The sequence below is a fragment of the Lacipirellula parvula genome (assembly GCF_009177095.1).
GTDB classification, from domain to species: domain Bacteria; phylum Planctomycetota; class Planctomycetia; order Pirellulales; family Lacipirellulaceae; genus Lacipirellula; species Lacipirellula parvula.
This window is the reverse complement of record NZ_AP021861.1, coordinates 2,964,535-2,977,070: the sequence shown is the minus strand read 5'-3', so window position 1 is coordinate 2,977,070 and position 12,536 is coordinate 2,964,535. Positions and strand designations below refer to the sequence as shown.

The window sequence follows — 12,536 nt, the reverse complement described above, 5'->3', positions numbered from 1 at the left end:
TCGCTTTACCGGTCACTTCACCCCAGGGACGAAGTCGACCAGAGAGGCTTGGGCGACTCGCGGACGCCGGCAACAGCCGCTCAGCGACTTGCAGGCGAGCAAAGTTGCATGGCGACTTCGTTCCCTCTTAGCTCGCCTCCGGTCCCGCAACGGACGACTGCAACACACCCAACGAGAGGAGCAACGGTGATGAGCATCCGACGACTGACAACCTTCGAAACTTTGGAAAACCGCCGGGCGCTGGCCGTCACCGCGACCGTCTCCGCCGGCGGCGACCTGATCGTTTCGGGCGACGCCGACGGAGCCGTCGAGATCGTGGCCGTCAGCGAAGGCGCCTACCGGGTGACCGACAACGGCGTCGTGATCGCCGACGCCGACGTTCTCACCGGCGTCACGGACGACATTCGCATCAACATCGACAAGACCGCCGGCGCCGACGACTCCGTGACGGTCAACCTCGACAGCAACGTGGTCGACGCCGTGTACGCCCGTCTCGGCGATGGAGACAACACGTTCCAACTGACCGGCACGGCGATCGACGACGTCAGTTACCGCGGCGGGGAAGGCGACGACTTCGTCACGCTCGATGCGACCATCGACGGCTCCGCTTCATTGCAGCTCGGCGACGGAGACAATGTCGTTGAAATCTCCGGCGCGATCGGCCGTCTGACCATTCGAGGGGGCGACGGCGACGACCAAGTGACGATCGATGCCGCGGCCGAAATCGAACGCAACCTCAAACTCACCCTGGGCGACGGCGACAACTCGACGACGATCGCCGGCACGATCGACGGTTCCGTGCTGTACGACGGTCGCGACGGCGACGACCTCGTCGCCATCGCGGAAACGGCGATCATCGCAAACGACGTCGTGGCGCGACTTGGCGACGGCGACAATTCGCTCACGCACGACGGCCAAATCGACGGCGATCTCAGCGTCGTCAGCGCGAACGAGGACGACACGGTAACGGTCGCCGAAACGGCCATCATCGGCGGCGCTACGAACCTCGGACTCGGCGAGCAGCAAGAGCTGCTCGGCGGCTGCGGTCACGGCGGCGGCGGCTTTGGAGTCTTCGGCGTCGACGGTCGCGCGATGGGCTTTTTCTATCGTGGCTTTCGCCGGTAAGTCCGGTTGGTAAAGAATCGCCCGCGCATCGTTTATCCTCCCCCCGCCTCATGCGAACGCTCGCCCGCCTTGGGGTCGAACAATGTTGGTTACGCGAAGGAACAGCATCATGAAACGTTTAGCTTTGTATTCCGCTGCTTGCATTCTCGTGCTCGCCTCCGCACAGGCGTCGGCCGGGACGATGAGCTTCTCCGGCAACCGAATGGGAGGCGGTCCTCCCCACGGCGGCCCGCGACATGGCGGCGTGAGCGTTGACGCGATCCAGAGCAGCTTCGAAGAGCAACTCGCCGACATCACCTCTGCGTACGACGAAGGCGTCGCGGCGAGCGAGGACTATTACAGCAGCGACGACTACTCCGATCTCGTCGGCAAGACGGAGTGGCTCGTAGACAGCTATGACTGGTTCGTCACGGGAGTCGAACGAACCATCGGGCGTCTCGACGACTACATCGCCAGCGCGAATGACGACCTCGCCTTCTATGACGACCTGCTGGCCGACTACGAGGCGCGCGACGATCTTTCGGAAACGCGCCTCAACCGGATTGTCGATTGGATCAACGCTGCGCAGGACATGCTTACGCTGCAGATCGAAACGCTCACTTACAAGCAGACCTCGCTCACCGAAGACCTCGCTAATTTCACGACGTTTCAGACGGATCTCACCAGCTACCTCGACGAGATCGTCACGGCCGGGGGAGGAACATTGGCGGACGACGGCGACTCAGCTGCCCTCCGTGCACTCGCTTTCGGCGAGGCGGGCGGCTGCGGCTCGTTGGGAGCTGCGCCGCCCACAGCGACGGTCGTGCCCGAGCCCTCGGCAGCGGCGGGCCTCGCCTCCGCGATTCTGACAACGATTGGTTGGCGAGCGCTGCGGCGGAGCAGCCGACTCGCCGCCTAAACATGGCCGCGGGCGGCGGGTCGTTCCCGTCGGCGCCTTCCGACAGCGCCGTTGCCCTTCCAACGAGGGCCCGCCGTCCCGCTTTTTTTTGCATTCACGCATTTCAACAGGCCAGGCGCCGGGCAACTGAACGTTTTTTAACCAGCAGCCAAGCCACGAGTTTCACGCGCCTGTGTTACGATAAATGAACCGCACCATGCACCATCTCCAAAGCCAACGCACGCAGTCCCTCGTTGTCGCCATCGCGGCGATTCTCGGGGCGTTCGCCTCCCCAGACGGCGCTTCCGCGTACGTCCCCGACGACCGCTGGAGCACCACCGCTTCCGGCTCGACGGGGACGAACGGCGACATCGCCACGATCACCTGGAGCCTGGTCGCCGACGGCACCTCCATCGTCAGCGAGGGCCCCAGTAACTTAGTCTCCTACATGGACGGGCTCTTCGGCTCTTCAGGGGGGAGCAATCTCACGACGCGCCCCTGGTTCAGTCTCTTTCAAGAATCGTTCGATCGCTGGACTGAACTCGGCGGCATCAAGTTTGTCTACGAGCCAAATGACAATGGCGTGCAGATGGGCGGCAACACGGCCGGAGTCTTGGGCGTCCGCGGCGACATTCGCATCGGCGGAGCGAACATCGACGGCCCCAACGGCACGCTCGCCTACACTTACTTGCCGAACAACGGCGATATGGTCGTCGATACGGGCGAAACCAACTTTTACAACAATTCAGCGAACAACTATCTGCAGCTTCGCAATACGATCACGCACGAGTTGGGGCACGCGTTCGGCTTGCTCCACATCGAATCGTCCAGCGACCACCTGCTGATGGAGCCCTACATCGACACGACCTTCGATGGCCCGCAGCTCGACGACATCCGCGGACTGCATGGCCTCTACGGCGACGCCCTTGAGAAAACCAACAACGGCGCCGGCAACGATTCGTACAGCCTCGCCACCAGCCTCGGCGCCATTGCCGCCGGCGCGTCGAAGGCGATCGGCACATCCGCCGCATCGGGCCAAGCAGTCGGCCCCGACGAGACCGACTTCGTCAGCATCGCGAACTCCAACGATTTTGATTTCTTCAGCTTCACGGTCAACTCAGCCTCGCTGCTCAACGTCACCCTGACGCCGCTCGGCGGTGTCTTCACGCAAGGCGCCGAAGGTGGTGCGCAGTCGACGTTCGATGCGAACGCGCGGAACGATCTCTCTCTGGCAATCTACGGCACGAACGGCACGACGCTGCTCGGCACGGCGAACAACACGGCCGCCGGCTTCGCGGAATCGCTCGCCGGCATCAGCCTCCCCGCCGCGGGCCAATATTACGTCCGCGTCGCCGGTTCGACCGCCAACGTTCAGCTCTACGAACTTCAGCTCTCCGTCGCGAACGCCATCGTCACGCAGCCGGGCGACTTCGACGGCGACGGCGTCGTCGACGGCGACGACTTTCTGGTTTGGCAACGCGCCTTCGGAACCAGCGGGACGGGACTCGCCGCCGATGGCAACAGCGACGGGCAAGTCGACGCCCTCGACCTAGCCATTTTCAAGCAGCACTTCGGCGAGTCGCTGGGCAGTGTCGTCGCGGCGACCATGGCGGTCCCCGAGCCCGCTGCTGCGACGCTGCTGCTCTTCGCCGCGACCATGTTCGTTCCGCGCAAAGCGAAGCGGCTAGTGCGCGAATAGATCAACTGGCCCGGCGGCGCTCGAGATCGCCGGCACGCAAAGTCGTCGGCAAACCCTGGAAAAATCGGCACGCGCGGAACTCTTCGGGGAAGTTGCTTAAATCCCCACTCGCCGGCTCACGTTCTTCGGCAATAATAGCTATAGTGAGAATTGTTCTCTCGAACGCGCAAACCCCGCAGGCGATACGAGACGCCATCCGCCGCTGGGCTCGCTAGCCAGTCGCTCCGCTGCGGGGCGTTCGCCAGCCGCGCGTTGCATGGCCGATCGCGTTTCTCCACCCGCCCCAGGGCTCCCGCCGATGATCCACACCGCCTCCACCGCCGCTCCCCTCGACTTCGTGCTTGATGGCCTGATGCGTCGTTACCGCGAACGCGTCCCCGACGTCGATTGCGTCGTCAAAGCGATGGTCAAGGCAGGCCTCGTCGATTCGGTCGGCGGCATCGAAAACGACCACATCGCGTTCCGCACGATGGGCGTCCCGAATCTCGGCATCGCCTCGTTCGAGAAAATCTTCCTCCACTACGGCTACGAGAAGCGCGACTTCCTCCGCTTCGATGGCAAGAAGCTCGACGCCTACTGGTACGCTCCGCCGGTGGCCAAGTATCCGCGGATTTTCATCAGCGAGCTTTGCGTGGATGAACTTTCGGACAACGTCCAGCGAATCATTCACTCCTACACCGACGAGGTGACCAGCGATCCGGCCGACTCGCTCGATCTCGACAACGGTCCGGCGGTCGACGAATTCCTCCACAGCCCCCTCTGGCGGACGCCGACCTGGGAAGACTATCAGGTTCTTGCCGAGGAGAGCGAATACGCTTCGTGGGTGATCTACAACCGGTACTATCTCAACCATTTCACCGTCAGCGTCCACAACCTGCCGGCGCAGTACGACACCGTGGCGAAGTTCAACGAGTTCCTGAAGTCGCACGGCATTCACCTGAACAACGCCGGCGGCGAAGTGAAGATCAGCGGCGACGAGCTGCTGCTTCAGAGCTCCACCGTCGCTGAAATGGTCGACGCCACGTTCCCGCTCGCCGCCGGGGGCGAAACGACGCAGCAAATCGCCGGCTCGTACGTCGAGTTCGCCGAACGCCGCGTCCTGCCGCAGTTTGCGACGCTGCCGCCGGCCGAAATCCGCCGCGAACATCGCCGCGACGGCTTTGAAACGGCCAATGCGGATAAGATTTTCGAGAGCACCTTCCGCGACCAAACCGGTCGGCGATAGCCGATTCGGGCCGCTAATTCGTCGCAATCTAGCGCCCGAAACTGGGAATTATCCCCAATCGGCGCGACTGGCATGACCCGCATCCCCAGAATGAGGTAGAATTCTGGGACGAAACTGCGGAGAGGGTGCGCACGCCGCGTCCCCTCCCCTGCCAGACAGGATTCGATTCCAGCCATTCAGGAGAGAATGCGATGAACTACGCGGACGACAACAACAATCCGTACCAGAATTGGGGCCTCAGCGCCGCGCAAGCCGACTCGACGTCGCGCGCGAGCTTTATTCGCAAGACCTACCTCCACCTGCTCGGCGCCGTCGTCGCCTTCTGTGCGATCGAAGCGGTGCTTCTGCAGACAGGCCTCGCCGACCTGATGTTCCAGTTCATGAGCGGCAATGGCCGCTTCGGCTGGCTGATCATCCTCGGCGCCTTCATGGGCGTCAGCTGGTTAGCCAACGCCTGGGCGATGTCATCCACGAGCCTAGGCAAGCAATACGCTGGCCTGAGCCTGTACGTCGTTGCGCAAGCGGTGATCACGCTGCCGCTGATCTACATGGCGCTCGCAATGCAGGGCCCCGGCATCATCATGAATGCCGCTCTGCTGACCGGCTTCATCTTCATCGCCCTCACCGGCGCGGTGTTCGTCTCGGGCGCCGATTTCTCGTTCCTGCGTTCTGCGCTAATCGTCGGCGGCTTCGCCGCGATGGGCGTTATCGTCTGCAGCGCGCTGTTCGGCTTCAATCTCGGCATCATCTTCATCGCCGCGATGTTGCTGCTTTGCGCCGGCTACATCCTGTACGACACCAGCAACGTGCTGCACCACTACCAGGTCGGCCAACACGTCGCCGCCGCCCTTGCCCTGTTCGCGTCGGTCGCGCTGATGTTCTGGTATGTCCTGCAGTTGCTGATGTCGCTCAACCGGCGCTAATCACGGCCCCGGCCGCCGATTTTCGCCACCGCTAAAACCTGCAACGGCGTCGGAGGGTTCACGCTCTCCGACGCCGTTTTTTGTTGCTCACGCATCGTGAAGCTGCGGCATCGCCTCAGGCCACTCAGGCGGGGCGTCATGCATTTCGCTCGGCCGAGTTTCCCGCCGGGCGAGCCATTGAAAGCCGGCCAGCACCGCGACGCCCACCGACACGGCGACGTACCAGACCGCAGCGGGCCTCACTTGGTAAATAGCCGAGCCGATCGCCGGCCCCGCGACAGTCGCCGTCGCGAGCATCACCATATACCACCCCATGTAGGCGCCCTCGTTGCCTCGTCGACTCCGATTGGCGACAAAGCCCGTCGACAGCGCCAACGACAGCATCTCGCCCATCGTCAGCACCAACATCGCCAGCACCGCGTACGGCGCCGACTGCCCGAAGGGCAGCATCCCGAAACCAACGCACGAAATCAGGCAGCCCCACCCAATCGTCCGCAATAGCGGCCACGCCTGAATCGCATCGACGAGCAGCATCTCGAACAACACGATAACGCTCGTGTTCACGGCGAACATCGCGCCAATCCACTTGGTGTCGAAGCCAAAGTGATCTTTCAGGTAGAGGGGGTACGTGGATCCGAACTGAAAGAAGACCATCGAATTAACCAGCATCAGTAGTAGAAAGCCAGCAAAGACTCGGTCGGTCAGCGGCGACGGAGCATCGCTCGCCGCTTGTGCCAAGTGTCCCACGCGCGCAATCTGCCGCAATCGAAACGCCGCCAAGAGCGCTCCCGCCGCCAACGCCGTCGTCAGCGCATCGACGAAGAATAGCCACTGGAAGTCGATCGTCGCCAACAACCCGCCAAGCGCTGGCCCGAACGAGAAGCCAAAGTTCGCCGCCAACCGCTGCAGCGCGAACGCCCGCAGGCGTTTGTCGGGCGGCGTTAGCTGCGTCACTGCCGCGGCGTTCGCGGGCCGCACCGCTTCGGCGACCATGCTCACGAGGAACAGATTGATGGCGATCGCCTGCCAACTCTGCCAGAGCGGAATCAGCGTGAACCCTGGCGCAGCCGCGAACATGCACACCGTCTGAAAGCGGATCGCGCCAAAGCGCTCCGCCAGTCGGCCGCCAAGATAAGCGCCGCATACCGCCCCCAGTCCGTAGACGCTCACCATCCGCCCGGCGAGCGACTCGCTCATCCCGAGCCGCTGGGTGAGGTACAGCGTCAGAAACGGCAGCACCATGGTGCCGCAGCGATTGACGAATAGCGCAAACGCCAACCACCAGACTTCGCGGGGAAGCCCGGCGTAGGCGTTCCGATAGCGTGTCAGCGCAGCGCTAATCATCGTCGGCGCGAAGGAGCCAGGAAATTGGCAAACAGGCGACGCGACAACAGAGACAACGCACCGCCTCAGCCGGTTCGCTGGTCTCCCGCACTCTCAATTAGCAACGATTCGAAAAAACGCAGACTCCAAAACGAATAAAAGCCGCCGGCTCCGCCGGTGGACGAAGCAAAAGCACCGCGTGCAAGCACTTCGTCCACCGGCAAAGCCGGCGGCTTGGATCTGGCTGACTAGATTTGATCCTAAGCAGAATTGCTTAGGCGCTCTTCCGCTTCTTGAACGCCGCGGCAAACTCTTCATCGAGCCCCGCTTTGATTTTTTCCAGGATTTCCCACTGGTTGTAGCCTTCGTTCTCTTCGTAGGCGATCGCGACTTGCTGCATGATGTCGAACAACAGCACGCCGTAGTCGGCCGGGTTGTCCCAGACGCCGGTGCGGAGGCTCACTTGCAGGCTGCTCTCGGCAATCCACGCCCGCACGACTTCGAACGACTTCGGGTCGCGCATCGCGGGACCGGGAACCTTGAGCGCATTTTCGTTGGCCATCGGGAATCCTTTCTCGGGCAATTAGCTATCAGACGCATGTCGAAGGACCGCCATCGTACTGAGTTGCCAAGTTGCGGCAACGACAGTTTTGTGGCCCTGCGGCATGCCCCCGCCACCGAGGCCTCGCTGGTTGCTTCCGAATCGTCGAATCTGGTAGCATGCGCCTCAACTACTGGGGAAAACGCCCTGCCCTAAAGCTCTGGCCAACGGGCTCGGCGTCTCCCCTCCCCGCCCGCCACGATGGAGCGCAATCGCGATGCGTCGCAGCCAGTTTCCGGTGGTTCTACTACTTTCTGTCGCCGCAGTCCTGCTAGCGACCGTCCCCGTCCTAGCCGATTGGCCCCAATGGCGCGGCGCTAATCGTGACGACGTCTCCAAGGAAGAAAACCTTCTGCAGGAGTGGCCTGAGGGGGGCCCCAAGCGGGTGTGGATGTTCGAGAACGCCGGCGTCGGCTACTCCGGTCCCGCGATTGTCGGCGATAAGCTCTACACGATGGGCGCCCGCGACGGCAAAGAATTACTGCTCACACTCGACGCCAACACTGGCGAGGAACTGGCCGCCGTTGAGATCGGCGAGGTACTCGAAAACAACTGGGGCGACGGCCCGCGCGGCACCCCCACCGTCGAAGATGGAATTATCTACGCCCTTGGCGCCCAGGGAAATCTCATTTGCGTCGACGCCGCTACCGGCAAGGAGAAATGGCGGCAGTCGATGATCGAGCTCGGCGGCACAGTTCCCACCTGGGGCTTCACCGAGTCGCCGCTCATCTACGAAAACATGGTCCTCTGCACCCCGGGCGGTGAAAAAGGCGCGATTGCCGCGCTCGACAAAAACACCGGCGAAGTCATTTGGCAAACGTCCGACATCACCACCGGCGCCCACTACTCGTCGCTGGTCGTTCGCCCCGGCAATAACGGACCTGAACTCGTCCAACTACTCCCCGACCAAATCGTCGGCCTCGAGCCGAAGACCGGCAAAGTTCTCTGGTCGAGCCCGTGGCCCGGCAAAGTCGCGGTGATTCCGACGCCGATCGTGAAAGACGATTACGTCTACGTCACCTCCGGCTACGGCGTCGGCTGCAAGGCGATCGAAATCGGCGCGGACGACAAAGTCACCGAGCTCTACGACAACAAAGTGATGAAGAATCACCACGGCGGGGTGATCCTCATCGGCGACCACGTCTACGGTCACACCGACCCGGGCGGCTGGGCCTGCCAAGATCTGAAAACCGGCGAGGAAGTTTGGCGGGAACGCTCCAAACTCGGCAAAGGCGCCATCGCCTACGCCGACGGCCGGTTCTACTGCCTCAGCGAAGACGAGGGAGAAGTCGTCCTCATCGAAGCCTCGCCCGAAGGTTGGGAGGAGCATGGCCGATTCAAGCTCGATCCGCAAACTGATCAGCGGAAGGAAGCAGGGAAGATTTGGACGCACCCCGTCATCAACAACGGCAAGCTCTACCTCCGCGACCAGAATCTCATCTACTGCTACGACATCAGCGAGAATGGCGACGCTGCCGCAGGAAAGTAATGAGTAGAAGAGTTAACCACGAAACACACGAAATGAACGAAAAATGAGAACGGGAAGCCAAGTGGTTGGTGCGAGCTTTGTTTAAGCGTAGCGTCTGTCATCCCGAGCGGAGCGAGGGATCTAGTAGCTCAAGCGATCTTCCAGATTCTTCGCTTCGCTCGGAATGACGCTACTGCTGATTGACAGCCGCTCTAGAACTTTAACTCAGCCGCTGAAGAACAAACTTCTCCTGTATTGATTTCGTCCTTTTCGTGTGTTTCGTGGTTAATCTCCCCGCATTCCTACGGCTTCTTCTCCAACTTCGGCCGCAGCACCATCCGCACCGGCGTCGCCAGCGGCGGGATCTTCACGGTGTTCGCCTCGAACAACAACCCCTCGTTTGATTGACTGCTCTCGATCGGAATATCGAGCATCGCAGTCGTGAAGTTCGACACGCAAATGAAGTCGCCCGACTCCGCCATGTAAAAGTCTTTTCCCTTGTCGTCCTTCCAAAAGCCGCTGCCGGCGAAGACCCACGGCTGCGTCATCGTCTTCTTCGTCTTCGAGTCGCGGATCCAGTCCTGCGCCTTGGCCGTTTGCCACTTCCCTTTGTCGTCGAGCCAGCGGACTTCGATCTCAATCTCCGTGCCGGTCGGCGGCTCGAACTTCGGCCGGAACTTCACCGGGTGCCCCGACTTGGCCCCCACGGCCAACAGCGCGGCATGAACCGTTTGGGCCTTTGTCTGCGCCCCGATGATCGCTTCGTGCTCCTTCGTCCCGGTGAGGCACGACAGCATTTCGAGGTACCCCTCTCGCAGCGCGATATACCCGTCGACCATGACCTCGTGCTTTTTCACGTCGATCCAGACTTCGTCGGTCTTCGTGAGCCGCTTCGCCCCCTCGGGCTCCGGCAGCTTCGGCAGGTCGGCCTTCTTGCCACCTTCGCCAGGCGCCTCTTGCGGACCTCCGCCGCCTGGGAACTGTCCCCGTGCCGGCGCCGCCAGCAGCACGAACGCCGCCAACGCGACGCAACACAGCGAGCCGTCGACTCGATTCCAAGCAGTTCGCATGATCCGTCGTTTCCTACGTTTGGCGGGCTGAGATCCTTCGCCAGCAGTGCGGGCGATTTACATTGCTCATTCTAGAAGTCGCCGCCCATCTTAGCGACCGCGGCAAGCAGCATCTCGCCACGCGACGCCTTCATACTCAGCCGGTAAATCCCCGCTCAGCAACCTGTGGAAATTCCCCGCCGGCGCCCCGTGATTCTCTTCCCTAAACCCCGTACAATGCCGGCCAGTCTGCCGTTCGAGCCAGGAAGCACACCCAGCACCGTCGCGGAGCGCTCTCGCCGTATGTCCACCACGTTCGACCCCACCGCCGAAGCCGGCCTCCGCCACCCCGATGCCTCCGCCCGCAGCAACGGCAAGCTCGACACGCCCCCTTCGCAAGCCGCCACGCGCAGCGGCTTTTGGCGCAGCTCGGCGCCCGCCGTCTTGAAGAAGGGCAAGCACCCCGCCCACGAAGCGTGGCAGCTCTACTGGGCCGAACGCGCCGCCCGCTCCACGTTTGGCGCCAAGCTCAACAGCAATGCCAAGCCGTTGCAGTGGGCGCCCATCGTCGCGAGCCCCAGCGGCACGACACAACGGCTGCTCGACCTGCTCGCCGCCGCTACCGCCCCGGCCGACGCTGCCAAGTTCGCGAAGAGCAAGAAGAATAAGGAACTCCAAGCCGCGCTCAGCGACTGGTTGGCCGAATCAAAGCGGGCCGCCGCCGATCCGCAACTTGCGCTCGGCGCCCTGGCCGCCGCTCACCTGCTCGGCGCCGTCGGCGGAGCGTTGCCGGCCGAACTTGGGTGGAAGCTCGTCGACTTCCTGACCGATCTCGCCCGCCACGCTCAAGCCTGGAACCCCGAGGCCGCCGACCCGCAAGTCCTGGCTCAACAGCTGCTCGCCGGCGAGTTGCCGCTGACGCTGTCGTACATCCTCGACGAGATGAAACCGCTCCACGCTCTGCGTGCCGAGGCGCGCGAACGACTGAGCGAGGGGTTGGTCGAACTCCACAACGGCGAGGGCCTGCCGCATGGCCAGCGTCTCGGCCTACTCCGTCCGCTGCTCGCCAGCTGGACGCGGTGCGCGGCAATCGCCGCCGCAGACAAGCAGCGCCCCTTCACCGCCGAAGGAACGCGCCAGTATCGCCACCTCGTGCGGAACGCCCTCCGCTGGACCGCGCCGACCGGCGCCGAAATCCTTCGCCCGACCAGCGACGCCTGGCAGCCCGATTTTCTTCACGCCGCGCTGCAACTCGCCGGCAAGAAGAAGGACGTCGCGGCCGCTCGCGAACTGCTCGGCAAGAAGTTCGTCGCGAAAGATCTCGATGAGTCGGGCAAGACGCCCGAGGCGCCCTACCAGTGTGATTGGTCCCGCCTCGCCCTGCTCCGCACCGGTTGGTCGTCCGAGAACGAGGTCGTCGGCGTCGACTACTCAGGCGACAATGTTCGCCTGGAGGCCTGGGCCGAAGGCCGCCGGCTGCTCGGCGGCGATTGGACGACCGAATCGCTGATCGACGGCGTCCCCGTGGCCGCCGACGGCGACTGGGAAGAAACGTGCTGGTTCAACGACGTCGACGTCGACTACATGGAGCTCACGCGGTTCCTCGCCGACGGCGCCCGCATCGACCGCCAGATTTTGCTCGCCCGCCGCGATGGTTTTCTCTACCTCTGCGATAACTTCTACGGCGGAAGCGAAGCAACGCTCGAACACACCTGGCAGCTGCCGCTCGGCAACGCCGTCCTCTTCTGCGGCGAAGGCGAAACCCGCGACGCGCTGCTCGTCGACGGCAAGCCGCTCGCCCGCGTGATGCCGCTCGCCTTGCCCGAGTGGCGGATCGACCCCCGCGTCGGCGAGCTTACCGCCGAAGGGAACTCGTTGCGGCTCACGCAGAAAGTCGTCGGCCGCAGCGTCGCTTGCCCGTTGTTCATCGACCTTCGCTCGAAGCGTTCGACCGAAGCTTCCACGTGGCGGCAACTGACGGTCGCCCAGGCGCTCGCCATCCAAACGACCGACGTCGCCGTTAGCTACCGCGTCCAGTCGGGCCCCGATCAGTGGGTGTTCTATCGCTCGCAAGGCCAGCGCGGGAATCGCACCTTCATGGGGCAGAACACCTCGTCGGAATGCTACATCGCCCGCTTCGCCGCTCCCGACGGCGAGGTCGAAGAGTTGATGGAGATCGAAGGCTAAGGCGGTGAATGACGAAATCCGAATGACGAATACTCGAAGCCGAATTGTATTTCATTCGT

The 12,536-nt window shown here is 62.9% G+C and carries 10 protein-coding genes; 7 read left to right on the top strand and 3 right to left on the bottom strand.

From position 1 onward, the window contains the following. Positions 1–189 precede the first annotated feature (189 nt). From PLANPX_RS11700 to PLANPX_RS11680, 5 genes are all read left to right on the top strand, one after another. Entirely contained in the window at positions 190–1,125 is a 936-nt protein-coding gene (locus PLANPX_RS11700) for a hypothetical protein (RefSeq protein ID WP_152098911.1), read from the top strand. A gap of 109 nt (positions 1,126–1,234) precedes the next feature. After that, complete coding sequence (locus PLANPX_RS11695; RefSeq protein WP_152098910.1) at positions 1,235–2,023, top strand: hypothetical protein; 789 nt, start codon at positions 1,235–1,237, stop codon at positions 2,021–2,023. 196 nt (positions 2,024–2,219) lie between these two features. Continuing rightward, positions 2,220–3,701, top strand: coding sequence for a matrixin family metalloprotease (locus PLANPX_RS11690; protein ID WP_172992002.1), 1,482 nt, complete (start codon positions 2,220–2,222; stop codon positions 3,699–3,701). 298 nt (positions 3,702–3,999) lie between these two features. Beyond that, the gene (locus PLANPX_RS11685) at positions 4,000–4,926 is read left to right on the top strand and encodes a DUF1338 domain-containing protein (RefSeq protein ID WP_152098908.1); all 927 of its coding nucleotides are present in this window, start codon (positions 4,000–4,002) and stop codon (positions 4,924–4,926) included. A gap of 191 nt (positions 4,927–5,117) precedes the next feature. Further along, complete coding sequence (locus PLANPX_RS11680) at positions 5,118–5,849, top strand: Bax inhibitor-1 family protein (RefSeq protein WP_152098907.1); 732 nt, start codon at positions 5,118–5,120, stop codon at positions 5,847–5,849. Between the two features lie 87 nt (positions 5,850–5,936). Here PLANPX_RS11680 and PLANPX_RS11675 read toward each other — a convergent pair whose 3' ends face one another. Together PLANPX_RS11675 and PLANPX_RS11670 are read right to left on the bottom strand one after the other, a co-directional pair. Continuing rightward, the gene (locus PLANPX_RS11675) at positions 5,937–7,193 is read right to left on the bottom strand and encodes an MFS transporter (protein ID WP_152098906.1); all 1,257 of its coding nucleotides are present in this window, start codon (positions 7,191–7,193) and stop codon (positions 5,937–5,939) included. 253 nt (positions 7,194–7,446) lie between these two features. Beyond that, entirely contained in the window at positions 7,447–7,734 is a 288-nt protein-coding gene (locus PLANPX_RS11670; RefSeq protein WP_152098905.1) for a DUF5076 domain-containing protein, read from the bottom strand. A gap of 256 nt (positions 7,735–7,990) precedes the next feature. Here PLANPX_RS11670 and PLANPX_RS11665 point away from each other — a divergent pair, with 256 nt between their 5' ends. Further along, the gene (locus PLANPX_RS11665) at positions 7,991–9,262 is read left to right on the top strand and encodes a PQQ-binding-like beta-propeller repeat protein (RefSeq protein ID WP_152098904.1); all 1,272 of its coding nucleotides are present in this window, start codon (positions 7,991–7,993) and stop codon (positions 9,260–9,262) included. A 281-nt stretch (positions 9,263–9,543) separates the two neighbouring features. On the opposite strand, the gene PLANPX_RS11660 is transcribed toward PLANPX_RS11665, so the two are convergent. Beyond that, positions 9,544–10,311 carry a YdjY domain-containing protein gene (locus PLANPX_RS11660; RefSeq protein WP_152098903.1) on the bottom strand — a complete coding sequence of 256 codons (768 nt, stop codon included), beginning with the start codon at positions 10,309–10,311 and terminating at the stop codon, positions 9,544–9,546. A 282-nt stretch (positions 10,312–10,593) separates the two neighbouring features. Between PLANPX_RS11660 and PLANPX_RS11655 the strand changes: the two genes are divergently transcribed. Beyond that, a complete protein-coding gene (locus PLANPX_RS11655; protein WP_152098902.1) occupies positions 10,594–12,477 on the top strand; it encodes a hypothetical protein in 1,884 nt (627 codons plus the stop codon). The last annotated feature ends 59 nt before the right edge of the window (positions 12,478–12,536 follow it).

What these genes read in the sequence shown, in the direction of transcription:
- PLANPX_RS11700 (WP_152098911.1), top strand. Translation starts at nt 190, where the DNA reads ATGAGCATCCGACGACTGACAACCTTCGAAACTTTGGAAAACCGCCGG.
- PLANPX_RS11695 (WP_152098910.1), top strand. Translation starts at nt 1,235, where the DNA reads ATGAAACGTTTAGCTTTGTATTCCGCTGCTTGCATTCTCGTGCTCGCC.
- PLANPX_RS11690 (WP_172992002.1), top strand. Translation starts at nt 2,220, where the DNA reads ATGCACCATCTCCAAAGCCAACGCACGCAGTCCCTCGTTGTCGCCATC.
- PLANPX_RS11685 (WP_152098908.1), top strand. Translation starts at nt 4,000, where the DNA reads ATGATCCACACCGCCTCCACCGCCGCTCCCCTCGACTTCGTGCTTGAT.
- PLANPX_RS11680 (WP_152098907.1), top strand. Translation starts at nt 5,118, where the DNA reads ATGAACTACGCGGACGACAACAACAATCCGTACCAGAATTGGGGCCTC.
- PLANPX_RS11675 (WP_152098906.1), bottom strand. Translation starts at nt 7,193, where the DNA reads ATGATTAGCGCTGCGCTGACACGCTATCGGAACGCCTACGCCGGGCTT.
- PLANPX_RS11670 (WP_152098905.1), bottom strand. Translation starts at nt 7,734, where the DNA reads ATGGCCAACGAAAATGCGCTCAAGGTTCCCGGTCCCGCGATGCGCGAC.
- PLANPX_RS11665 (WP_152098904.1), top strand. Translation starts at nt 7,991, where the DNA reads ATGCGTCGCAGCCAGTTTCCGGTGGTTCTACTACTTTCTGTCGCCGCA.
- PLANPX_RS11660 (WP_152098903.1), bottom strand. Translation starts at nt 10,311, where the DNA reads ATGCGAACTGCTTGGAATCGAGTCGACGGCTCGCTGTGTTGCGTCGCG.
- PLANPX_RS11655 (WP_152098902.1), top strand. Translation starts at nt 10,594, where the DNA reads ATGTCCACCACGTTCGACCCCACCGCCGAAGCCGGCCTCCGCCACCCC.